The 22,672-nt window shown below is 68.7% G+C and carries 25 protein-coding genes and 1 riboswitch; of the genes, 5 read left to right on the top strand and 20 right to left on the bottom strand.

All coding sequences use genetic code 11. From position 1 onward, the window contains the following. Positions 1-2: 2 nt before the first annotated feature. Both GON09_RS22620 and GON09_RS22615 read right to left on the bottom strand, forming a co-directional pair. Positions 3-773: a CbtA family protein gene (locus tag GON09_RS22620; protein ID WP_213933836.1), complete on the bottom strand. Its 771-nt coding sequence runs from the start codon at positions 771-773 to the stop codon at positions 3-5. Positions 774-787: 14 nt separating this feature from the next. Further along, a complete protein-coding gene (locus GON09_RS22615; protein WP_213933835.1) occupies positions 788-982 on the bottom strand; it encodes a CbtB domain-containing protein in 195 nt (64 codons plus the stop codon). 35 nt (positions 983-1,017) lie between these two features. After that, positions 1,018-1,157: riboswitch (cobalamin riboswitch) on the bottom strand. Positions 1,158-1,186: 29 nt separating this feature from the next. Here GON09_RS22615 and GON09_RS22610 point away from each other — a divergent pair. Further along, positions 1,187-1,735 (top strand): histidine phosphatase family protein, encoded by a 549-nt coding sequence (locus tag GON09_RS22610; RefSeq protein WP_213933834.1) that lies wholly within the window; start codon positions 1,187-1,189, stop codon positions 1,733-1,735. Position 1,736: 1 nt separating this feature from the next. On the opposite strand, the gene GON09_RS22605 is transcribed toward GON09_RS22610, so the two are convergent. The 3 genes from GON09_RS22605 to GON09_RS22595 form a co-directional block, all read right to left on the bottom strand. Further along, positions 1,737-2,666: a cation diffusion facilitator family transporter gene (locus GON09_RS22605; RefSeq protein ID WP_213933833.1), complete on the bottom strand. Its 930-nt coding sequence runs from the start codon at positions 2,664-2,666 to the stop codon at positions 1,737-1,739. A gap of 85 nt (positions 2,667-2,751) precedes the next feature. Continuing rightward, positions 2,752-3,897, bottom strand: coding sequence for an FUSC family protein (locus GON09_RS22600; protein WP_213933832.1), 1,146 nt, complete (start codon positions 3,895-3,897; stop codon positions 2,752-2,754). A 10-nt stretch (positions 3,898-3,907) separates the two neighbouring features. Next, positions 3,908-4,324 carry a DUF3151 domain-containing protein gene (locus tag GON09_RS22595; protein WP_213933831.1) on the bottom strand — a complete coding sequence of 139 codons (417 nt, stop codon included), beginning with the start codon at positions 4,322-4,324 and terminating at the stop codon, positions 3,908-3,910. A 79-nt stretch (positions 4,325-4,403) separates the two neighbouring features. Here GON09_RS22595 and GON09_RS22590 point away from each other — a divergent pair, with 79 nt between their 5' ends. After that, positions 4,404-5,267, top strand: a complete 864-nt coding sequence (locus tag GON09_RS22590) for an Rv0361 family membrane protein (RefSeq protein WP_213933830.1) — start codon at positions 4,404-4,406, stop codon at positions 5,265-5,267. A gap of 139 nt (positions 5,268-5,406) precedes the next feature. On the opposite strand, the gene fbaA is transcribed toward GON09_RS22590, so the two are convergent. Further along, entirely contained in the window at positions 5,407-6,444 is a 1,038-nt protein-coding gene (fbaA, locus tag GON09_RS22585; RefSeq protein WP_213933829.1) for a class II fructose-bisphosphate aldolase, read from the bottom strand. 138 nt (positions 6,445-6,582) lie between these two features. Between fbaA and GON09_RS22580 the strand changes: the two genes are divergently transcribed. Then, the gene (locus GON09_RS22580; protein WP_213934595.1) at positions 6,583-7,350 is read left to right on the top strand and encodes a VTT domain-containing protein; all 768 of its coding nucleotides are present in this window, start codon (positions 6,583-6,585) and stop codon (positions 7,348-7,350) included. Between the two features lie 100 nt (positions 7,351-7,450). On the opposite strand, the gene GON09_RS22575 is transcribed toward GON09_RS22580, so the two are convergent. The 4 genes from GON09_RS22575 to GON09_RS22560 form a co-directional block, all read right to left on the bottom strand. Then, positions 7,451-8,566 (bottom strand): glycoside hydrolase family 76 protein, encoded by a 1,116-nt coding sequence (locus GON09_RS22575; RefSeq protein WP_213933828.1) that lies wholly within the window; start codon positions 8,564-8,566, stop codon positions 7,451-7,453. A 77-nt stretch (positions 8,567-8,643) separates the two neighbouring features. Next, positions 8,644-9,330: a TrmH family RNA methyltransferase gene (locus tag GON09_RS22570; RefSeq protein WP_213933827.1), complete on the bottom strand. Its 687-nt coding sequence runs from the start codon at positions 9,328-9,330 to the stop codon at positions 8,644-8,646. Positions 9,331-9,332: 2 nt separating this feature from the next. After that, positions 9,333-9,932 (bottom strand): hypothetical protein, encoded by a 600-nt coding sequence (locus GON09_RS22565; protein ID WP_213934594.1) that lies wholly within the window; start codon positions 9,930-9,932, stop codon positions 9,333-9,335. Positions 9,933-9,991: 59 nt separating this feature from the next. Then, on the bottom strand, positions 9,992-10,774 hold the full coding sequence (locus tag GON09_RS22560; RefSeq protein ID WP_213933826.1) for an SDR family oxidoreductase: 783 nt from the start codon (positions 10,772-10,774) through the stop codon (positions 9,992-9,994). A 67-nt stretch (positions 10,775-10,841) separates the two neighbouring features. On the opposite strand from GON09_RS22560, the gene GON09_RS22555 reads away from it, so the two are divergent. Then, the gene (locus GON09_RS22555) at positions 10,842-11,282 is read left to right on the top strand and encodes a hypothetical protein (RefSeq protein WP_213933825.1); all 441 of its coding nucleotides are present in this window, start codon (positions 10,842-10,844) and stop codon (positions 11,280-11,282) included. A gap of 15 nt (positions 11,283-11,297) precedes the next feature. Here the strand turns inward: GON09_RS22555 and GON09_RS22550 are convergent, their stop codons facing one another. The 9 genes from GON09_RS22550 to clpB form a co-directional block, all read right to left on the bottom strand. Next, on the bottom strand, positions 11,298-12,020 hold the full coding sequence (locus GON09_RS22550; RefSeq protein ID WP_213933824.1) for a lysoplasmalogenase family protein: 723 nt from the start codon (positions 12,018-12,020) through the stop codon (positions 11,298-11,300). Between the two features lie 23 nt (positions 12,021-12,043). Further along, complete coding sequence (gene galK / locus GON09_RS22545; RefSeq protein ID WP_213933823.1) at positions 12,044-13,153, bottom strand: galactokinase; 1,110 nt, start codon at positions 13,151-13,153, stop codon at positions 12,044-12,046. Further along, positions 13,150-14,265, bottom strand: a complete 1,116-nt coding sequence (galT, locus tag GON09_RS22540; protein WP_213933822.1) for a galactose-1-phosphate uridylyltransferase — start codon at positions 14,263-14,265, stop codon at positions 13,150-13,152. Before galT ends, galK begins: the two co-directional genes overlap by 4 nt. 4 nt (positions 14,266-14,269) lie before the next feature. Then, on the bottom strand, positions 14,270-14,812 hold the full coding sequence (gene pyrE / locus GON09_RS22535) for an orotate phosphoribosyltransferase (protein WP_213933820.1): 543 nt from the start codon (positions 14,810-14,812) through the stop codon (positions 14,270-14,272). An 86-nt stretch (positions 14,813-14,898) separates the two neighbouring features. Beyond that, positions 14,899-15,471, bottom strand: a complete 573-nt coding sequence (locus GON09_RS22530) for a LemA family protein (protein WP_213934593.1) — start codon at positions 15,469-15,471, stop codon at positions 14,899-14,901. Between the two features lie 159 nt (positions 15,472-15,630). Further along, complete coding sequence (locus GON09_RS22525; protein WP_213933819.1) at positions 15,631-16,413, bottom strand: SDR family NAD(P)-dependent oxidoreductase; 783 nt, start codon at positions 16,411-16,413, stop codon at positions 15,631-15,633. Between the two features lie 53 nt (positions 16,414-16,466). After that, a complete protein-coding gene (locus tag GON09_RS22520) occupies positions 16,467-17,126 on the bottom strand; it encodes a hypothetical protein (protein ID WP_213933818.1) in 660 nt (219 codons plus the stop codon). Positions 17,127-17,155: 29 nt separating this feature from the next. Further along, complete coding sequence (locus GON09_RS22515) at positions 17,156-18,025, bottom strand: hypothetical protein (protein WP_213933817.1); 870 nt, start codon at positions 18,023-18,025, stop codon at positions 17,156-17,158. Between the two features lie 68 nt (positions 18,026-18,093). Continuing rightward, a complete protein-coding gene (gene clpB / locus GON09_RS22510) occupies positions 18,094-20,649 on the bottom strand; it encodes an ATP-dependent chaperone ClpB (protein WP_213933816.1) in 2,556 nt (851 codons plus the stop codon). A gap of 269 nt (positions 20,650-20,918) precedes the next feature. On the opposite strand from clpB, the gene GON09_RS22505 reads away from it, so the two are divergent. Then, positions 20,919-22,079: an FAD-binding oxidoreductase gene (locus tag GON09_RS22505; RefSeq protein ID WP_213933815.1), complete on the top strand. Its 1,161-nt coding sequence runs from the start codon at positions 20,919-20,921 to the stop codon at positions 22,077-22,079. Here GON09_RS22505 and GON09_RS22500 read toward each other — a convergent pair. Next, positions 22,060-22,626: an ester cyclase gene (locus GON09_RS22500; RefSeq protein WP_213933814.1), complete on the bottom strand. Its 567-nt coding sequence runs from the start codon at positions 22,624-22,626 to the stop codon at positions 22,060-22,062. The two genes, GON09_RS22505 and GON09_RS22500, sit on opposite strands and share 20 nt — an antisense overlap. Positions 22,627-22,672 lie beyond the last annotated feature (46 nt).

Here is a 22,672-nt window from a genome sequence, read left to right as displayed (position 1 = left end):
GGTCAGGCCGGGATCGGCGCGCGACGGGAGGCGCGTTCGGTGAGGTACGCGAAGACCAGGCCCAGCGTCGCCCACAGAGTGAGCTGCACGGTGAACGACGCGACCCGGAACTCCCACAGCAGCGTCGCGGGGAAATCTGCTCCGACCTCGTCGACCCTCGGCAGCACGAGATATCCCGGACCCACTACGAGGAGGAAAGCGAGTACAGGACCGGCGATGCGGACGGTGTGCAGATCCTGGGTGGCGAGTGCCTTGGCCACCGCCACGGCAACGGCGATCGCGACGAGTCCGAGGACGACCGCGGCGAGCCACAGCAGAGTGCGCTGATCGATCGTGTCGGGATCGCCGACGGCCGGCGGGTTGGCCGGATACTTCAGGAACGGAATCGCTTCGACCGCCAGCCACGCCCCGGCCGCACCGACCAGCCCGAGCTTCCAGCCCGGCATGTCGGTGAGACGGCGCGCGAAGTGCAGCACCGACGCATAGAGGGCACCGAGTGCGAGACCTGCCAGGCCGGTCGCGAGGAACAACCCGGCCTTCTGACCGGTACGACCGACGAGCGCATCGTCGCCGTGACTGTGACCGTGGGATTCACCCGCGGCCGTCGCGTGATCATGATCGTGCGAATGTGCCTCGCCCGCAGCTTCTTCGAGTGCGATCGCCGATTCGATGTGGGGTTCGCCGACGACGAAGGCGACACCGCCCGCGAGCAGACCCGCGACGAGTCCGGCGAGCAGGCCCCTGCGCAACAACTGGATGTAGGTTCCGGGCATCGTGGTTCCCGTTCTCAATGGCACGGAAGACCGAGCAGATGCCGGCCGTCGTGCATCAGTTCGTGCATGAACATGCCGGTGCGCGAGATCGCGCCCTGATCGAATCCGACCAGATAGAGAACGAGAAATGCCGCCACGATCACTGCGGCGAGAGCGACTGCGAGTGCGGCAGCGCCGAGCGACTCGTCGGGCGTATGGACAACAGCCATGACAATCCTCCAGGGATTTCGCGTCCCATTCGATTCCGTCATGCGCCGCGGGAGTTTTCTGGCTTCCGGAGATCTCGTGTTCTCCGGTTACAGTGGCGCGACCGCTCCGGCTTCCCACCGGATTGCCTACACCTCGGCACATCTTTACCGACGAACCTTCGCACCGCTCGGTCGACGATGTCAAGCGGAAAGGACATACCTGCCGTGACCCGATTGTTTCTCGTCGCACACGCATCCACCCTTGCGACGGAGCAGGCCCGATTTCCCTGCGACGAGCCGATCTCGGAAAGAGGCCGGCGCGAATTCGAGCGCGCCTCCGCACCGGTCGTCGATCGGTGGGTGTGTGCACCGGAGCGACGCACGAACGACACCGTCCGTGCCTTCGGGTTCCCCGCCGAGATCGACCCCGCCCTACGCGAGCTCGACTACGGCACGTGGGCCGGAACCGCGATGGACGACGTACCCGAGAGCGAGCTGGAGGAATGGCTGACCGATCCGGCGGCAGCACCGCACGGCGGCGAATCCGTCGTGGACCTGCTCGGCCGGGTCCGCACCTGGCTGGCGGCACGGGACGACGGCTACGAACGCGTCGCAGCGGTGACGCACCCCGCGGTCGTCCGGGCCGCGACGGTGTGCGCTCTCGACGCTCCGGCGGCCGCCTTCTGGCGGGTCGACGTGCGGCCGCTGGACGTCGTCCGGTTGCACGGCCGGCCGGGTCGGTGGACGTTGCGTCCGAACCGATTCCCGCGGTGAGCTACCAGGTGACGTCCTTCTCGCACTGCTTCCCGTCGACGGTCGACTCGACCTGGACGGTCGCGTGCTCGAGGCCGTGCGACGACAGCGCGGTGCGCGCCGAGTCGAGGATCCACTGAGGGTCGTGGTCGCTGACGAGATGCACGGTGGCGACGTCCATACCGGTGGTCAGCGTCCACACGTGCAGGTCGTGCACGCCGCACACACCGGGCAGCGCGAGCAGGTCGGTGCGCAGGAGGTCGACGTCGAGGTGCGCGGGCGAGGTCTGGGTGAGGATCCGGAGCGACTCGGCGGCCAGTCGCAGTGCGCGCGGCACGACCCACAGGGAGATGAGCACACCGACGACGACGTCCGCGAGGCTCCAGCCGAAGATCATGACGAGTGCGCCCGCGATGAGGACGCCGACCGATCCGACGGCGTCGGCGAGTACCTCCATGTAGGCGCCGCGCACCGCGATGCTGTCCTTCGCGTCGGCCCGGAGCATGAGCATCACGACGATGTTGGCGGCGAGTCCCGCGAGGGCGGTGACGATCATGGGGAATCCGGGGAGTTCGGGGGCGTCCCCGATGCGGTCGATCGCCTCGTAGAAGACCCAGCCTGCGACGCCGAGCAGCAGTGCTGCGTTCACCATCGCGGTGAGGACCTCGGCGCGGTGCCAGCCGAAAGTGCGCGATGCGGCGGCACTTCCGCGCCGGGCCAGGATGAGGGCGACCATGCCCATGGACACCCCGACGACGTCGGTGAGCATGTGGCCCGCGTCGGCGAGGAGCGCGAGGGATCCGATCAGGAGCCCGACGAACGCCTCGAGCACGAAGAACGCGCCGAGGATGCCCAGCGCGGAGGCCATGCGTCGGATGACGCCGCGCGTGGGACCGGCGCCCCGGCCGTGACCGTGGCCGACGCCGTGTGAGTGCCCGTGACCCGAACCCATCGATCTCCCTCTCCGAACTTCGGGCCATCGTATGCATGAATGCGCATATGTTTCAACGGCCTGCCGTCCGGCCGGGCCCGAGGCCTCATTCGTCCGGTTCGTAGGCCGGGTGTTCGACTGTGGGAGGAAGGGTGGCGATCGCGGAGATCCGCTTGAGTCCGGCGGTCTGCAGCAGGTCCACGATCAACGACCTCATCTGCGCGAACACGACGGTCGCCGACACCCCCGCCCCAGCGACCAGTTCCGGACCCATCTTCTTCGCGACGCTGCGCAGCACCCGCGCGGCTTCGGCCTGGTCGGGCTGCTCCCCCGGCTCGGCCAGAACCATCTCACGAAGGACGTCCACGGCGTCGGCGACCTCGACGAAACGGTGCACCAGCCGCGAGTCGAGGATCTCGTCGTCGCGGACGAGAGTCAGGGAACGTCGCGCGAGCACGCGGATATTGCGCATCGCGTGATCGATCGGGTCGGCGGCAGCCGTCAGGACCGCGAGACGCTTGCGGCTGTTCCAGTACAGCGGCGAGATCCGGCTGATCTCCTTGCCGCCCTTGAGGTTGGATCGCATCGCGTCGATCGCGGGCTGGGTGGCGCGGGCCTGCCGCAGCGCTTCCTCGATCGGTTTCGGATTGTTCTCGACGAGGCCGGACTCCACCTTGCGCAGTACCTCGCTCGCGGTGGCGAGGATCTCGGCCGCATTGCGACGCGCCCGCCGCACCGGATGCGTGGGAATGAGCGCGACCACTGCGATCCCCGTGAGCCCACCGATGAGAGCGTCGACCATACGGTCGACACCCCCGGTGCCGCCGGGCGGCAGAAGGGTGGCGACGAGCACCGCGGAATTACCCGCCTGCATCGAGAAGATCGGGCCGCTGTTGAGCGCCACAGCGGTACCCATCGCCATCATCACGACCAGTGCGATCTGCCACGGTCCACTACCGATGAGAGAGACGATCAGGTCGCCCACACCGATGCCGACGGTGACGCCGCACACCAACTCGACGGAACGCCGCATCCGCGCCCCGAGCGACAGGCCGAGCGAGACGACCGCCGCGATCGGAGCGAAGAAGGGTTGGGGGTGGCCGACGAGATCCTTCGCCACCCACCACGCCAACCCGGCCGCCAGAGCGCACTGCACGATCGGCAGCGCGGACGAGCGCAACCGCCCGGCCGAATCCGACAGGCGTGTGCGAACCCCCTGACGAGTGGGGCGGCGCTTGTTCGCCGCAGACATTCAGCGGTGTCTATTCGACGCCCAGAGCTTCCGCTGCCCGCGGGTCGCAGTCCTCGAGCAGGTCCAGGCAGCGGGCGTGCTCGTCCGTCTCACCGATCGTCTTCGCTGCCCGGGCGAGCACGGCGACGCAACGGAGGAAACCGCGGTTGGGTTCGTGGCTGTAGGGCACGGGACCGAAGCCCTTCCAGCCGTTGCGACGCAGCTGGTCGAGACCGCGGTGGTAGCCGGTGCGTGCGTAGGCGTAGGCCTGGATCGTCTCACCACGATCGAGTGCGGCCTCGGCGAGATAAGCCCATGCGATCGAGGCTGTGGGATGGTCGGCTGCGACCTTCGCCGGGTCCTCGTTGTTCAGCAGGGCCGACTCCGCGTCGTCGTCGCCGGGGAGCAGGGTGGGCTGCGGGCCGAGAAGATCACCGAAAGACGTCATGGGGTCATTCTGCCCTCCCGTCGTGAAGGCTCGATAGAGTCCCCGGGTAACCGCAGGCCGTCGAGCGAGGTGCAGCACGTTGTCGGACCCGAAGAACGAAGAGACACCCGAGAAGACTTCGACGACCCCGGATGTCGGAACACCGGACGGGGACACGGAGAACGAGCCTGCCGACGACACCGGGAAGCCGGACTCCGACGCCACGCCCCCGGATGCGGATATGGACGAGACAGCCGACACGGACGAGCGCGACACGAACGAGAGCATCGCCACGGACGAGACCGTGGCGCTGCCCGTCGTCGAGCAGGAGGCCGTCGAGTCCCGCCCGGCGCCCGAACCCGCGCCCGACGTCGCCGATGCGCCGACGGTGCAGATCCCGGTCCGCAACCATGTGCCCAAGGCGCCACCGCAGCGCATCGCGCCGCGCGGCGAGGAACCGCCGGCGCGGCCCGAACCCGTCCGGGTGGCCGTCCAGCCCACACCCACGCGCATCCCGCCCGCACGTGACAAAGGACGCGGACGGTGGCTGGGAGCCGCCGGGGCCGCAGCCGCGCTGGTAGTCGTGGCGATCGTCGTGGCCGCGGTGGTGGTGTTCCTGCAGGAACGCGCCGACAACTCCCCCGAGAGCCGCATCCGCTCGAGCATCGACACCTTCGTCGGAGCACTCGAATCGGGCGACCTCGCGACCCTGCAGAAATCGACCTGCGGAGCGCTCTCCGACTTCTACGCGACGGTCGAACCGCAGAACTTCCGCGACATCCATCGGCTCGCCGTCGAGCAGGGCGAGATCCCGGTGGTGACGAGCGTCGATCGCATCCAGATCACCGACGGCACCGCGATCGCCCAGGTCACCGCGCACACCGCGAACAATCCGTCCGATGTCACCGACCGCACCTTCGATCTCGCCCTCGACGGCGAGCAGTGGAAGGTCTGCAGCGAATAACGGCAGCCCTGAACAACGGCAGTGCCGAACGCGCAGAAGTCGTCGAGTGCGCTCGGCGTGTCGCGACGACAACTGCACACCGACCGGACGACGAAGGGCGCCGACGAGAACGTCGGCGCCCTTCGTGTAGCGGTGGGTGCTACTTGGCCGAGACCGAGCGTCCCGCCGACTTGAGGTCGTTGCAGGCCTCGATGACACGCTGCGTCATGGACGCCTCGGCCTTCTTGAGGTAGCTGCGCGGGTCATAGACCTTCTTGTTGCCGACCTCGCCGTCGATCTTGAGCACACCGTCGTAGTTGCTGAACATGTGTGCCGCGATCGGGCGGGTGAACGCGTACTGCGTGTCGGTGTCGACGTTCATCTTCACGACGCCGTAGCTCAGCGCCTCGTCGATCTCCGACTTCAGCGAGCCCGAACCGCCGTGGAAGACGAGGTCGAACGGCTTCGAGCCCTCCGGCAGACCCAGCTTCTTCGACGCGACGGCCTGGCCTTCGGCGAGGACGGACGGCTTGAGCTTGACGTTGCCCGGCTTGTAGACGCCGTGGACGTTGCCGAAGGTCGCGGCGAGCAGGTACTGACCCTGGTCGCCGGCGCCGAGCGCGTCGACGGTCTTCTCGAAGTCCTCGACCGTGGTGTAGAGCTTGTCGTTGATGGCGTTCTCGACGCCGTCCTCTTCACCGCCGACGACACCGATCTCGATCTCGAGGATGATCTTCGCGGCCTTGGCGGCAGCGAGGAGCTCCTGCGCGATCTCGAGGTTCTCGTCGATCGGAACGGCAGAGCCGTCCCACATGTGCGACTGGAACAGCGGGTTCTGTCCGTTGTTCACGCGCTCCTGGGAGATCGCGATGAGCGGACGGACGAAGCCGTCGAGCTTGTCCTTCGGGCAGTGGTCGGTGTGGAGGGCGATGGTCACGTCGTACTTCTCGGCGACGACGTGCGCGAACTCGGCGAGCGCGACGGCACCGGTGACCATGTCCTTCACACCCAGGCCCGAGCCGAACTCGGCACCACCGGTCGAGAACTGGATGATGCCGTCGCTGCCGGCGTCCGCGAAGCCCTTGATGGCGGCGTTGATCGTTTCGGACGAGGTGCAGTTGATCGCCGGGAACGCGAAGGAGTGCTCCTTGGCGCGGGCCAGCATCTCGGCGTAGACCTCGGGAGTCGCGATAGGCACAGCGGCTGTCCTCCAGATGAGAGTCGATCGGCATCCCACCGGGATGTGGTGGGTGCCCGGGTTGTCCTTGCAGTATGTCAAGTGACACGCCTGTTCGATACTCGGGCCGTCCCGGTGGGTGTCGAGATTCGGGAAGAGATGGACGCCGCCGGTACCCTGGATCGCGTGACTGTGCTCGAAGCCTCGGAGTCCGTGACCAATCTGGCCCTGCTACCGGGGTTTCTGGATCCTGTCAATCTACTCAATTCGTTCGGTACCTGGATGCTCATCGGGCTGTTGCTCGTGGTGTTCATCGAATCCGGCCTGCTGTTCCCGCTGCTGCCCGGCGACTCGCTGCTGTTCACCGCGGGCCTGATCGCGGCGGCCAAATCGGCGGAGGTCGAACCGTTCGCCCCGCTGTGGGTGCTGATGGTGACGATCCCGATCGCGGCGGTCCTCGGCGACCAGGTCGGCTATCTCATCGGCGCGAGGGGCGGAACCAAGCTGTTCAAGCCGGATGCGAAGCTCTTCAAGCAGGCCTACATCGACGAAGCGCACCGATTCTTCCTGCGCCACGGACCCGCGATGATCTTCCTGGCACGTTTCGTGCCGATCGTGCGCACCTACGCCCCGCTCGTCGCGGGCGCCGCGAAGATGCCCTACCGCGTGTTCATCACCTACAACATCATCGGCGGCATCGTGTGGGGCGCCGGCGTGACGTTGCTCGGCTACCTGCTGGGACAGATCGGCTTCATCGCCGACAACATCGACATCATCTTCCTGGGCATCGTGTTCGTCTCGGTGATCCCGATCATCACCGAGGTCGGCAAGCGCGTGCTCAGCGCGCGTCGGGCCAAGAACGCTCAGACGCCGGCTGCCGAGGTCGACGACGCGACCATGCCGATCAACCGCATCGAGTCCAAGTAGGACGAGTCCGAGGAGCGGTCCAGCCAGGAACGCTCCCCACACCCCGGAGGGTGGATTCTCTCCCGTCGAACGAACGGGAGAGAATCCACCTTCTTCCGTATCAGGACCGGGACGCCGCGACGGCGTGGGCTGCTTCCATGAGTATCCAGCCGCCGAGCTGCACGGACATGTCGCGTTCGGGTACGGCCGACTCGCGGACCGTGCCGCCCGCGAACCGCGCGACCGAGGTGCCGAGGCCGGGCAGCCGCGCCTGCCGCGACCAATCACGTCCGAAGACGGGCAGTTCCTCGACCTGCAGTCGGTTCTCCCAGGCGGCCTCCGCCGACGCCAGCACGATGCGTGCCGCGACATTGCGGGCGCGGACGTCGTCGCCGTCCACGACGGGCAGCGTGGTGGCGACCATCGCGAGGTAGCGGGTCAGAATCCCGTTGAACAATCCCCCGTCGCCGCCTCCCCCGCCGGTGACGACGCTGCGTTCGGTGAGGTGGTCGTCGACCGCGGCGACGAGCACGTGGACCCGCCGGCGGTGGCGAGGGTCGTCGAGTTGCAGGGCCAGTTCGGTCTCGAGGCCGAGCGTCACGCCCTGGCAGTAGCTGTAGATCGCGCGTTCGTGCACGCCGTCGCGGATGCCGTCGAGAACCAGACCGGTCTCGGGGTCGAGCAGGACGTCGTGGATCCAGTCGGCCATCTCCTCCGCGCGGTAGACCTTGCCGGTGCGGGCGAGCAGCAGCGCCGCCGGACCGTTCGCGGGGGCGTTGAAGAAGGTGTCGCGCCGGCGCCACGGGATGCCGCCGCCGCCCTCGGGTTGCCAGGCGTCGACGAGTTCGTCGACGAGGGTGGCGATCGCGCCGCGGTGATCGACGTACAGGTGCCGTTCGGCACGTTCGAGCGCCAGGCCGAGCCACGCCATGTCGTCGTAGTAGTTGTTGGTCCAGCCGGTGATGTTGCGGAGGCGGTGGGTGCGCGCGAGCCGCACGACGCGGCGACGCCGGCGCGGGGTGGCGTCGCGCTCGGCGGCGTCGACGGCGGTGTCGATCAGGTGCGCCTGCCACCAGTAGTGCCAGGAGAAGAACAGTCGCTCACGACGAACGGCCGGCCATCCGACCACTCCGAGCGCTGTGCCGGGCAGGGCCCAGAGCCTACGGACGTGCCGCGACACGATCGCTCCCTCGGCGGCATCGGCCCGTTCCGACCAGAGTGCTGCTGCGGTGTTCATCACCCTCCACACTGCCCGACCTGCGGCCGCCCCGACGACGGTCCGCGCGACTTTCATCCCGGAAAGCGGGTCGGGTGTTACCAGGCGTCCGAGAAATCGGCGTGCTGCCGGATCCACGCGTGCATCGCGATGCCCGCGGCGACACCCGCATTGATGGACCGTGTGGAGCCGAACTGGGCGATCGAGACCGTCATCGACGCAACATCGCGGGCCTGCTCGGTGACACCGGGGCCTTCCTGGCCGAACAACAGCAGGCAGCGACGCGGCAGGGTCGCCGTCTCCAGCCGCACCGAACCGGGGGTGTTGTCCACGGCCACGATCTCGAGGTCCTGCTCGGCCGCCCAGGCGACGAGGGCGTCGACGTCGGCGTGGTGGAGCAGATGCTGGTAGCGGTCGGTGACCATCGCTCCGCGCCGGTTCCATCGGCGTCGTCCGACGATGTGCACGGTGCCCACGGCGAATGCGTTGGCGGTGCGGACGACCGTGCCGATGTTCGCGTCGTGGGCGAAGTTCTCGATGGCGACATGCAGCGGGTGGCGACGACGGTCGATGTCCTCCACGATCGCCTCCCGCGTCCAGTAGCGGTAGGCGTCGACGACGTTGCGCCGGTCGCCGTGGGCGAGCAGCTCGGGGTCGTATCGCGGGTCGGTGGGCGGCTCGGTGCCGAACTCCTCGATCCACGGTCCGACCCCGTGCGGGTGCTCACCCCATTCGGTGGGTCCCGCCACGTCCTCGACGGCCGGCACGGAATGCGTATCGGTCACCGTCAGAACGTTTCGTTAGAACCCGCTGCGACGCGGAAGCCGTGACCGGTGGCGTCGTTGGTACAGGTCACGTCGGCTGCGGTGGTGGCACACGTGTACCCGAGCTGTGAGAGCGACGATCCCGGTGGCAGGGCGGGGCTCGCACCGTCGGGCGAGAGGTAGACCGGCCCGCCCGAGCACACGAACTCCCCTTCGCCGGAGTCCTGCACGCGGATACCGAGTCCCCAGTTGACCATGCAGTCCTCGGGGCGCGGCGGGATCGGATCGGTGGGACCTTCACAGCCCGCCTCGGTGCGGGTGGGCAGCCGGACGATGCCGCATTCGAAGGTGCCGTCGGGGCTGCTGAAATAGTACGACTCGTTGCGCTGGTACTCGACCTGCGCGAGCGGTGCCGGTTCCTCCGGGGAGGTCTCCGGCTCAGGGGCCGCCTCGGTGGTCGACGACGGTGCCGTCTCCTCGGTCGTGCTCGGGGCGACGGTCGTGGAGGAGCTCGCTGCGGTGGTCGTCGACGTCGCTCCGGGGTCGGCGCCCGTGCCGTCCGAGGATCTTCCGCATCCTGCGACGAACAGCGCCGCACCCGTGACGACTGCGACCGGCCACATCCGAATTCTCACGCAACACCCTTCCCGACGACGTGCGGGTGTCACTCTATCGACCGGCGTCAGCGGCCCGTCAGGCGCCGGTTGACCAGCCGGTTCGCCCATCCGGGCGACACCTGGGCGAGCATGGCCAGCACGGTGGCCTGCCGGCCGACGGGCCGATGCACCCGTGCGGAGCACCGGGTGGGGCGGGTCGCGTCGAAGACCGCCCGGGCGACGTCACCGGCGCCGAGGTTCACCCCGAGGGAGCGCCGCGCGCCGATATCCAACCCGTCGACCATGTGGGTGTCGACGAACAGCGGCCACAGTGCCTGCACCCTGATGCCGTGGCGCGCCCACTCGAGTTCGAGGGCTTCGGTCAGGCCCCGCACCGCGAACTTGGTGGCGCTGTAGGTGGCGAGGTCGGGTTGTCCGTAGAGCGCCGACGCCGAGCACATGTTCACGATCTGTGCGCCGGGCGTGTCGCGCAGGTACGGGAAGGCGGCGTGGCAGCCGAGGACGACACCGGTGACGTTGACGTCGACGATCTGCCGGTGGCGGCTCGCCGGGGTGTCCTCGAACGGGCCGGACGACAGCAGGCCCGCATTGTTGACGAGGATGTCGAGCCGGCCGTCGGTGCAGAACTCCTCGAGTGCACGGGTCCACGCGGAGGTGTCGGTGACGTCCAGGACGCCGGTGACGATCTGTCCCGAGGTGATCGGGGCGGCCTCGTCGGCGAGGCTCGCGAGCCCCGCGGTGTCGACGTCGAAGGCACCGACGCGGTAACCGTGACGGGCGAAGAGCAGGGCGGTGGAGCGGCCGATTCCGGCGGCTGCTCCGGTGACGACCACGGTGGGAGCGGACATGGCATCACCCTAATCACGGGCGGGAGCCGGCGGGGCCGAGCGGGGATAGGCTGGAATCGGAGGAGTTGTGAATCGTCGTATCGTCGCTACTGTCGCATTCGTCACCGCGGGATATGTCGTCGTTCTCGCGTTGTGGCTGAACCTGTTCCTGCCGATCTCCGAACCGGGCACCGAGGGCTTCCAGGTGGTCTTCCTCGTCTGCCTGTACGGCACCGTGCTCGGCCTGTCCCTGGCGCTCGCGGGTCGGAGTTCGAAGGCCCTGCGCCGGATCGAACGCGAGGGTTACGAAGGGTGGGCGACCATACGTTCGGCAACGCCGCTGAATCTCACCTCGACCGGACAGCTGACCCGGCTCGACCTCGAACTCACGGTCCCGGGTTCGGAGTCCTATCGCGGCACCGTCGTCTACGAGGTCGACCGCCGCAACCTGCACCGCTATGCACCCGGCGAGGTCGTGAGCATCTGGGTGGACCCCTTCGACCGCGACCGGATCGTGCTCTACCCGTAGCACTCCCCGCGGCGCCTAACGCGACCGGCGGCTGAGCGCGAGCAGTCCTTCCACGAGCAGCAGCTGGGCCACGACGTAGGTGACCAGCACGAACCCTTCCGCCGCCGCGCGGGTCTTCTTGTCCTTCAGCAGGGTACGACGCACGGCGATGGAGCCGTCGGAGAGCGTGAAGATCAGCCCGCCCAGCCCGAGCCGACTCCGCCGGTCGGAACCCGGCACGGGCAGACCCGCGCGCACCTGTGCACCGGGCGCGAGGGCGGGATCGCCGGCGAGGGTGGCGGTGGTGGCGAGCAGCGCACCGTATCCGGTCAGCGGCGCGGCCACCGATCGGTTGCGGGCGGCGAGCAGACCGGCCGCACCGGCCAGCGCACCGGCGCGTTGCACCGCGACCGGCTTCGACATGCGCGCACCGTGGCGGACGAGGATCGTCGAGTAGGCCGTCTGCATGACACCGAAACAGGCTGCGCCGCTCAGGATCCGACGGTCCTCGTCGGATCGGATCATGGCGATGTCGCCGAGGGTGGCCGCTGCGAGACCCGCGACCAGCAGGGCGGTGTCGGCGCGCTCGGTGTCGCGGGATCGGCGCAGCACCCGCGCGGCGAGCGCGGGCGCGATGAGCGGTTTGGCGAGCTGCTGCAGCTTCTCGTTCCCGGACACCCCACCGATGACGGTGGCAGCCGACGCCGCGGCGAACACCGCGTGCTCGACGCCCCACTTCTTCCGATCGAACCAACCCATGCGCGCACAGTACCCGGAGATGATCAGCAGCGGCGCGCACCGCCGGACGCCGTGGCGCGCAGGAAGGTCGGTGCCGCAAGGTCGCCGCGTGCGGCGGCGGCGGCGACCGCCTGCCGCACCGGGTCGACGCGATCGTTCTCGCACAACGCGATCGCCGACCCGCCGAAGCCGCCCCCGACCATCCGGGCGCCCAGAGCACCCGCTGCGAGGGCCGCGTCGACGGCGGTGTCGAGTTCGAGGCAGCTGACCTCGAAGTCGTCGCGCAGCGAGCGGTGCGACGCGTCGAGCAGCGGACCGAGGTCCCGGATCCGCCCAGCCCGCAACAACTCCGCGGCCTCACGGACCCGGGCGATCTCGTCGATCACGTGCCGGGCGCGGCGACGCAGGACGGGATCGCCGAGCGGGTCCGCCGACGGCGCGTCGCGCAGGGATTCCACGCCGAGGAGCCGGGTGGCGTCCTCGACCTGACGACGACGCTCTCCGTACTGCCCGTCGGCGAGCCGGTGCCCGGTGCCGGTGTCGACGACCAGCACGGTCAGTCCCTGCGCTTCCGCGTCGAACGGGATGTGTTCGCTGCTGCCGTCGGCGAAGTCGAGCAGCAGCGCGTGTCCGGGGCGGGCGTGCAGCGCGATCCGCTGGTCGAGCCCGCCGGTGGGTGCCCCGGCGTAGTCGTTCTCCGCGCGCACGCATGCCGCGGCGAGCCGATCACGGCCGTCCTCGTCGAGGGGCAGCCCGCACAGGTCGGCGAGTGCCACCGCAACCGATGTCTCGAGCGCGGCGGACGACGAGAGTCCCGCTCCGACCGGCACGTCCGACGCGACCGCGATATCGGCGCCGGTGAATCCCGGCGGATCGAGCGTCCAGATCACCCCGGCGACGTAGGCGGCCCAGCCGTCGACGTGCCGGTCGCGCAGATCGAGGTCTACGGCGTCGAATCCGGCGCTGCGCACGCGCAGCAGATGATCGGAGCGGCGGCGCACCGCCACGGCGGTGACCTGAGGGAGAGCCATCGGCAGGCACAGGCCACCGGCGTAGTCGACGTGCTCACCGATGAGATTGACGCGCCCCGGAGCACACCAGGAGCCCTCGGGTTCGACGCCGAATTCCGCTTCGAACAGCGCCCGGATGTTCATGTCGCGACCTCCCGAAGGCGTGCCGCGATTCGTTCGGGGGTGGTATCGCTGATCCACGCGCCCATCGCCGATTCCGATCCCGCGAGATATTTCAGCTTGTCCGGGGCCCGTCGCAACGAGAAGATCTGGCAGAACAACCGCACTTCCTCGCGCCCCGCACCGACCGGTGCCTGATGCCAGGCGGCGATATAGGGGGCGCGGTCGACGCCGGGGAAGAACCGGTCGACGCGGCCGAGGAGATCGCGATGGACCACGGCGAGTTCGTCGCGTTCGCACTCGTCGAGGGCTGCGAGGTCCGGGACGTCGCGGTGCGGGACGAGATGCACCTCGACGGGCCAGCGGGCCGCGGCAGGGACGTAGGCCGACCACGTGTCGCCGGACCACACGAGTCGGGTGCCCGCCCCACGTTCGGCGTCGAGGATGTCGCCCTGCAACGACCTGCCGGTCCGCAGGCGATGCTCGCGGGCACGATCCAGCAGAGTCTGCGATCGCGGCGGGACGAACGGATAGGCGTAGATCTGACCGTGCGGATGCTGCAGCGTCACACCGATTTCCACACCGCGGTTCTCGAAGCAGAAGACCTGCCGCACGTCCGGCAGGCGCGACAGCGCGGCGGTGCGGGCGGCGAGCGCATCGATGACGGTGCGCGCCCGGGGCAGGGAGAGGTCCGCGAACCAGGCGTCGTGGTCGGGGGTGAACGCGACGACCTCGCAGCGGCCGGTCGCCGGTCGGCGCGGCCACAGCCCGTCGCCGTCGACGAGATCCTCACCGGTCGACGGTGCCCCGAGCGACGGGAACCGGTTCTCGAACACGACGACGTCGTAGTCGTCGGCCGGGATCTCGGTGCACGCGCCCGCCCTGCTCGGGCACAACGGGCAGTCGACGGCCGACGGCAGGAAGGTGCGGTCCATTCGGTGCGCCGCGAAGGTCACCCACTCCCCCGTCAGCGGGTCGCGGCGCATCTCGGAGGTCGCCGCGACGGGCGGCAGGTCGCGGCGGTCGTGGAGGTGGCGGGTCGCGGCACCGGAGACGAACGGTTCGGTGTCGTCGAAGTAGATCAGTTCCCGGCCGTCCGCGAGATGCGTGACGGTCTGCCGGACCCGCGCCCCCACGCGACTACTCGTCGTCGTCCAGACCCAGGTCGGCCAGGCCGAGCAGGGAGCGGTACTCGACGCCCTCCGCCGCAATGACCTCGTCGGCGCCGGTCGCGCGGTCGACGACGGTCGCGACACCCACGACGATCGCACCGGCCTCACGCAGCGCCTTGACGGCGGTGAGCGGCGAATTGCCGGTGGTGGTTGTGTCCTCCACGACGAGCACCCGCTTGCCGGTCACGTCCGGTCCCTCGATCTGCCGCTGCATGCCGTGGGCCTTGGCGGCCTTACGGACGACGAAGGCATCGATGGGCCGGCCGGCGGCGTGCATGACGGCGAGGGCGACCGGGTCGGCACCCATGGTGAGGCCACCGACGGCGTCGAAGTCCCAGTCGGAGACGAGTTCGCGCAGGAGCGTGCCGATCAGCGGTCCGGCCTTGTGGTGCAGGGTCGCGCGACGCAGGTCGACGTAGTAGTCGGCTTCCTTCCCGGACGACAGGGTCACGCGGCCGTGCACCACCGCCAGCTCGCGTACCAGTGCTGCCAGTTCGTCGCGGTCACTCATTGCGTCCTCACCCGTCGTTCGTGGGCGCGACGCCGGTGCGGTCGCGCTCGTGTCGGGGAACGAGCCTAGTCGCTGCGACCTGCCGGTCAGGCAGCGACGGTGTCGGATGCCGGCTCGGGCTGCCGGACCTCGGTCTCGGTCGACGCGGAGGTCTCGGTGGTCCGGGCCGGTGCGGCGACGGGCGCGGGCGCCTCGAACAGCGCGACCGGTCCGACCGCTGCGAGCTTCGCGAACAGGGAGGTGGGGAATCGGCCGATCGCGGTGTCGAGTGCCCTGCCGAGGTCGTTGTGCACGCGGACCGCTCCGGCGATGCGCTGCTCGCGGGTCTGCAGTTCGCGGGCGACCCGGATGAACGGCCAGTGATTGACACCCTCGAGTCCGCTGATGAGCTCGTGCAGCGTCGCGGACAGTGCGTTCTCGGCGCCGGCGCGTTCGGTCAGGCCCAGACGCTGGTCGCGCACACCGATGGCGAGCGAGCGGGCGCCGACGACCGGCCGGATGCGTTCGCGTTCGACGCCGGCACCGGCCGACGCCGCGATGAGCGCGGGCACGAGATCGTAGCGGTCGTCGAGTTCGTGGAGGAGCAGCCGAAGGCTCTCCCGATGGCGTTGCTGCAGCGTCCGCAGACGGCGCACGCCTGCGCGCAACCACAGCACCACCGCAACCACGACAGCAACACAGAGCACCACAGCCACAGACGTCACGCGCAGAAATGTACCCAGCGTATGAATCGCGCCGAATACCGCACCCGGCGTGTCCGTCGCGGTGTATCCGTACTGTGATCTTCGAACGCGCGCCGTCAGTGCATCTGCCGCGGATCAGGTGCGGCCGCGGCCGCTGCCGAAGGTGTTGGTCAGCTTCCGCACGAGGTTCTGCGGCACCAGCCGTCCGGCCGTCGCGAGCACTTTGTACTGCAGCCCCGGGATGCTGCGGACCTTGCCCTTGTCGAGGTCGGCGAGCGAGGTGCGCACTACCTGATCGACGTCCAGCCACATCGGCTTCGGGGTGGACGACATGTCGATCCCGGCGCGCTGGTGGAACTCGGTGCGCACGAATCCGGGACACAGCGCCTGTACGCGCACGCCCGTGCCGGCGAGTCCACCGGCCAGCCCCTCGGTGAACGACACGACGTAGGCCTTGCTGCCCGAATAGGTCGAACCGCGCCCGGGAAGCAGACCGGCGACGCTGGCGACGTTGACGATGTCGCCCTTACCCGCCTCGATCATCGACGGGAGCGCGGCGCGGGTGAACGCGACCACCGAGGTGACGTTGACGTCGAGCTGCGCCTGCAGCAGAGCCGGGTCGGCGGTCCAGAACTCGCCGGTCGTGCCGAAGCCGGCGTTGTTGACCAGCATGTCGACCCCGCGCCCGAGCCGCTCGACGACCTGGTCGCGGCCCTCGGAGGTCGCCAGATCCGCGACGATGATCTCCGACGACGCGCCGAACTTCTGCTTCAGTTCGGTGGCAAGTTCGTCGAGGGCGGGACGGGTGCGGGCGACGAGCACGAGGTCGTAACCACGACCGGCGAGGGTGCGGGCGAAACCCGCACCGATTCCCGAGGTGGGTCCGGTCACGAGCGCAACGGGTCGGGCGGAAGTCATGGCCGTCACACTAATGACACGCAGCGTGCGCGACTACCTCTCGGCGATGTCTCTCAGCGATACGCGGACGGGCGTCCCGGATCCTGCGTGCCGCGATCGAGTTCGTCGGGTTCGACGACGGGCGGCAGCACGTGGAGGATGCCGGAGAGCCGGGCCACCGTCTCGATGGCCGAGTCCCACTCGCGGCCGGTGCTGCCGACGGGGATCGATCCGAGGGTCCATTCGCCTTCGCTCCACAGCATCTGCACGTGGTCCGGGATGGATTCGGTGAACGCGACCATCCGCTGATCGCACACGCGGCGCGCGATCTCGAGGTCGGTGGCGAAGACGATGCGCGGCCCGATGGAGCCGAGCAGGTTCATGTCCGGGTCCTTCGGCGGCGGTGTCGACTTCAGTCGCAGGTCGATGTCGACGTCGGAGCCGACCTTGCGCCGGACCGCGATGACCGTCGCGGTCTCCTCGATGTCGAACAGGACGAACTCCTCGCCGCGGCGGACCCCGCGGACGATGTCGATCGCGCCCAGATACTCCTGCTTGGCGAGCGCCGCGCGGTGCCAGCTGGACGGCAGGTTGTCCTCGGCGGAGGTGTACTTGTAGCCCTGTGCCTTGGCCCAGATCTCCCGGATACGACCCGACTGCTCTCGCCGTGTCCGGTCGACATAGAGCAGCGCGACCGCACCCAGGAGTGCGACCGCGGCCAGAGAGAACCACATGACAGTCATCGTCGAGTCAGCCTAGCGGGTCAGCGGCCCGAACCACCGAAGGATGGGAGGGACGCGCTGACGACGGTCTCGGCGGTCATGCGCCCCTGGTCGACGGCGCTGCCGGTCGCCACGGCGGTCGCTCCGACCTCGAGACTGTCGGCGGTGTCACCGGTGAGGGTGATGATCTCGGTGTCGGGTGTGAGGACGACGGTGACGGTCGAACCGCCGATGACGCCGAGCGTGATGCTGCCGCCGTCGTTCGCGGTGATCGTGCCCACGACCGCGCCCGCATCACCCATGACCTCGCCGAGTCCGCCCGGGAGCCGGTCCAGGGGCAGCCCCGGGGTGGTCGGCTCGGCCGGCGGCGGAAGGGTCGCCGTGGGCGGTGGCGCGACGGTCGCCGGCGCGCGATCCGACGCGACCCGCGAGGTGGAGTCGTCGGGCCGGCTGAGCAGGAAACCGATGGTGCCGCCGAGCGCGACGAGGACCACCGCGGCGAGTGCGATCAGTCCCCAGCGCGGCCCGCGCGGCGACTTCCCGGGATCCGTGCCGGGCACCGGGCCCGTGGGTGGCTGCCCCTGGGCGGGAAACACCTGCGTGGACCGATAGCCGTGCGGGGGCGGATACGGCTGTTGCGACGGATAAGCCTGTTGCGGCGAATAGGGCTGTTGCGACGGATGAGACTGGGACGAGGGATAGGCCTGCGTGGGCTGGTACTCGCTCCCCGGTGCGCCCCACTGCTCGTAGCGGGTGTACGCCACCGTCGGGTTGGTCACCGGTCGCCCGTACGCTTCGGTCGGGTCGTCGGTGTGCAGCACGCGCGTCGAGTCGTCGTCCGTCCCGTTCGACGACTCGTCGAGTGCGTAGGCCCGTTCCTGTGGGGTGCGCGGATCCTGGGGATTCGTCATAACGCCTTCCAGAGTAGGCCGTGCGCGTTTCCGGTAGCCGGAGCTGCCGGAAACGCGCACGGGTGCCGTCAGGCGCTGATCACGAGGTGATCGCCGTCCTCGCTCACGCCCACATGGACGGTGTCGCCGTCCTTGATCTCACCGCCGAGCAGCTTCTTGGCGAGCTGGTCGCCGACCGCCTGCTGGATGAGGCGACGCAGCGGACGCGCACCGTACTGCGGGTCGTAGCCGCGCACCGCCAACCAGAACCGCGCGGTGCTCGAGACGTCCAGTGTCAGTCGCCGCGCCGACATGCGTGCGGCGAACTGATCGAGCTGGATGTCGACGATCTTCTCGAGCTGCTCCTCCGAGAGCGGGTCGAAGACCACGACGTCGTCGAGCCGGTTGATGAATTCCGGCTTGAACGCCGCCCGCACCGCCGCCATGATGTGCTCCCGATCGCCACCCGCACCGAGGTTCGAGGTGAGGATCAGGATGGTGTTGCGGAAGTCGACGGTACGGCCCTGACCGTCGGTGAGGCGACCGTCGTCGAGCACCTGCAGCAGCGTGTCGAAGACGTCGGGATGCGCCTTCTCGACCTCGTCGAACAGCACCACCGTGTAGGGGCGGCGCCGCACGGCCTCGGTGAGCTGACCGCCGGCCTCGTAGCCGACGTAGCCCGGAGGCGCACCGACGAGGCGGGCCACCGAGTGCTTCTCGCTGTACTCGGACATGTCGATCCGCACCATGGCGCGTTCGTCGTCGAACAGGAAGTCCGCGAGGGCCTTGGCCAGTTCCGTCTTACCCACACCGGTCGGGCCGAGGAACAGGAACGAGCCGGTCGGACGGTTCGGATCGGCGACGCCTGCGCGGGCTCGCCGCACGGCGTCGGAGACGGCCTGCACCGCGGCGTCCTGGCCCACGACCCGACGACGCAGTTCGTCTTCCATCCGCAGCAGTTTCGCCGTCTCGCCTTCGAGCATGCGACCGGCCGGGATGCCCGTCCACGCCGCGACGACGTCGGCGACGTCGTCGGGCCCGACTTCTTCCTTGAGCATCACGTCGCCGTCGGCCGACGCACCGGTCGCCTCGGCAGCAGCATCGAGCCTCTTCTGCAGTTCGGGGATACGGCCGTAGCGGAGTTCGGCGACCTTACCGAGATCACCGTCGCGTTCGGCGCGTTCCTCCTCACCACGCAGCGCTTCGAGCTGTTCCTTGACCTCCCGCACGGAGTCGATCGCGGTCTTCTCGTTCTGCCAGCGCGTCGTGAGCTGGCTGAGCTTCTCGCGTTCGTCGGCGAGTTCGGAACGGAGCTTGTCGAGGCGTTCCTTCGATGCCTCGTCGGTCTCCTTCTCCAGCGCCATCTCCTCGATCTCGAGGCGCCGGACGATGCGTTCGACGGTGTCGATCTCCTCGGGACGCGAGTCGATCTCCATGCGCAGACGCGACGCCGCCTCGTCGACGAGGTCGATGGCCTTGTCGGGCAGGAACCGCGACGTGATGTAGCGGTCGGACAGCGTCGCCGCGGCGACCAGCGCGGAGTCGGTGATCCGCACCCCGTGGTGCACCTCGTAGCGCTCCTTGAGACCACGCAGGATGCCGACGGTGTCCTCGACGCTCGGCTCCCCGACGAGGACCTGCTGGAAGCGGCGCTCGAGGGCAGCGTCCTTCTCGATGTACTTGCGGTACTCGTCGAGAGTCGTGGCACCGACGAGCCGCAGCTCACCGCGGGCGAGCATCGGCTTGATCATGTTGCCGGCGTCCATCGCCGACTCGCCGGTCGCGCCGGCACCGACGATGGTGTGGAGTTCGTCGATGAACGTGATGATCTGCCCGGCGGATTCCTTGATCTCGTCGAGCACGGCCTTGAGTCGTTCCTCGAATTCGCCGCGGTACTTCGCGCCCGCGACCATCGAGCCGAGATCGAGCGAGATGACGGTCTTGCCACGCAGCGATTCGGGGACGTCGCCGGCGACCACGCGCTGCGCGAGGCCCTCGACGATCGCCGTCTTGCCGACGCCCGGTTCACCGATGAGAACCGGGTTGTTCTTGGTACGCCGCGACAGCACCTGCACGACGCGACGGATCTCGTTGTCGCGGCCGATGACCGGGTCGAGCTTGCCTTCACGCGCCCGCGCGGTCAGATCGGTGGAGTACTTCTCGAGCGCCTGGTAGCTGGCCTCCGGATCGGCGCTGGTCACACGACGGTTGCCCCGGACGGTGGTGAACGCGTCACGGAGTGCGGTCGGCGTCGCGCCGTGTCCGGCGAGCAGTTTCGCGACGTCCGAGTCGCCGCTCGCAAGACCGACGAGGACGTGCTCGGTGGAGACGAATTCGTCCGTGAGTTCGGTGGCGAGTTTCTGCGCCGTCGTCATGGCCGCGATCGCTTCGCGGCCGAGTTGTGGTGTGGTGGTCGCCCCACTGGTCTGCGGAAGACGGCGGACGAGGTCCTCGGCTTCCCTGCGGACCGCGGCGGGATCGACACCCACTGCTTCGAGCAACGGGCCGGCGATGCCGTCGGCCTGGTCGAGCAGCGCCACGAGCAGGTGGGCCGGACGGATCTCCGGGTTGCCCGCAGCGGACGCCGACTGAAGTGCAGCGGTGAGTGCGGCCTGGGTCTTGGTCGTCGGATTGAACGAGTCCACTGCGCGCCCCTTTCTTTCTCGGTGCACTCCACGCGCGTCGAGTGCTCCATGTCGATTCTGCAACCGATCCCCTCTGGCAGACAGGTCTCGGCGGTGTCGAACTATCCAACTGATCGTAAGTTGAGTTTGTTCCGCTCAACTTTCCTAAGTGTAGTGACTCTGGTCACACACCGTCGGTAGGTTGTGACGAACCTGGTGGTCGGTGGCCCGGCGCCCTCCGAACGACTACAGTGGCGGCGTTCGCGCAGCACGGATACAGGGAGGATGGCGTGGAGGCTTTCGCCATCGCCCGGGTTCAGCTCAGCTTCGCATCGATCATCGCCACCCCGACCGGGGCCGAACGATTCGCGACGGCGTTCTACACCGCCATGTGGGCCGAATCCACCGGCATCCGCTCACTGTTCCCCGCCGGTATGGAATCGATGCGGCAGCGTTTCGCGACCGCGGTGGGCTGGGTCGTCGCCCGTCTCCACGAACCCGACACCGTCGACAGGTTCCTCGCCCAGCTCGCCCGCGACCACCGGAAGTACGGTGTCGAACCGGTGCACTACCGGGTCGCCGGCAATGCGCTGCTCGCCGCGGTCCGCGAATGCACCCCGCTGATCCTGTGGACGGCCGCGCTCGAGCGCACCTGGGCAGAGGTGATCGACCGGCTCGTCGAGACGATGGCGACCGCCGCGGCCACCGACGACCTGCCCGCATCGTGGGGTGCCACAGTCGTCGGCCACGAACGCGTGCTCCCCGACCTGGCGATCATCCGGCTCGAGTCCGACAGTCCCATCCCCTATTACGCGGGTCAGTACATGAGCGTGCAGATCCCGCAGCGTCCGCACATGTGGCGGTACCTGTCCGCAGCCATTCCTCCGAATCCACACGGGCAGATCGAATTCCACGTGCGACGGGTCTCCACCGGCTGGGTGAGCCCCGCGCTCGTCGGCGAGACCGCCGTGGGCGACCGGTGGACGATCGGCCCGCCGCTCGGCGGCCTGCACGTCGACCGCGAGAGCGGCCGGGACGTCCTGATGATCGCCTCCGGAACCGGCCTCGCACCCATGCGCGCGCAGATCATGGAGATGGCGATGCGCGGCGACAACCCGCGCGTCCACCTGTTCTACGGCGGCAAGTATCCGTGCGACCTGTACGACCTCGAGACCCTGTGGCAGATCGCCATGACCAACCCGTGGCTGACCATCGTGCCCGTACTCGAGGAGAAGGAAAACCCTTGGTGGCACCCGGTTCCCGTGAAGGAACCACCCAGCGGCCTCAACCGGCCGGTGTACGGCAAACTCGGCAAGGTCGCCGGGCAGTTCGGTACGTGGGCCGACCGTCAGATCCAGATCGCCGGGTCGCCGTCGATGATCCGGACCACGCTGTACGCGCTGTCGGCGGCAGGCACCCCGCGTCAGAACATCAGCTTCGATCCGCTCTGATCCGTTTGCGCAGTTTCCGTGCTGCGAGGATGTTCCGCACCAACGACACCGGGTTCGGCGGCACCCAGCCCGCCTGCGTCGCCATACCCAGATCGTCGCGCACGGCCCAGTGCTCGACCACCTTTCCGCCGGTCACCCGCAACCAATGGGCCTGACGCACCGAAAAACTCTTTCCCGTGGGCGCGAACACCTGATCGACGCGCCCGTATTCGTCGTAGGTGGCGAACAGGCCTTCGTGCCGCCCCGACATGACGGCCTCGACGACGACGAGACCGTCCTGCTCCACGACGTTCGAGACCTCGAACTTCAGGTCGGCGAACGCATCGCGCAACCACAGTGCGGTCGCGAAGAAGCCTTCGGGTCCGTGCACTCTGGCGGCGGGCGGTTCGCTCTTGGCTTCGTGATTGACGGCGTCCTCCGCCACTACCTCGTCGAACGCGGCGCGATCACCGTTCGCCATGATCATCACGGCCCGCACGGCAAGGGATTTCTTCTCCTCGGATCCGAGTTCCGGGACGGACGCCGGAGTGGAATGTTCGATGTTCACGGCACTTCTCCTGCCTGTGAAACGAGACGATCGACCCCCCGCTCCG

The sequence above is a fragment of the Rhodococcus sp. B50 genome, from assembly GCF_013602415.1.
In the GTDB taxonomy this organism is placed as follows: Bacteria; Actinomycetota; Actinomycetes; order Mycobacteriales; family Mycobacteriaceae; genus Rhodococcus.
The sequence above is the reverse complement of the archived record's forward strand: the minus strand, read 5'-3'. Positions and strand labels throughout refer to the sequence as shown.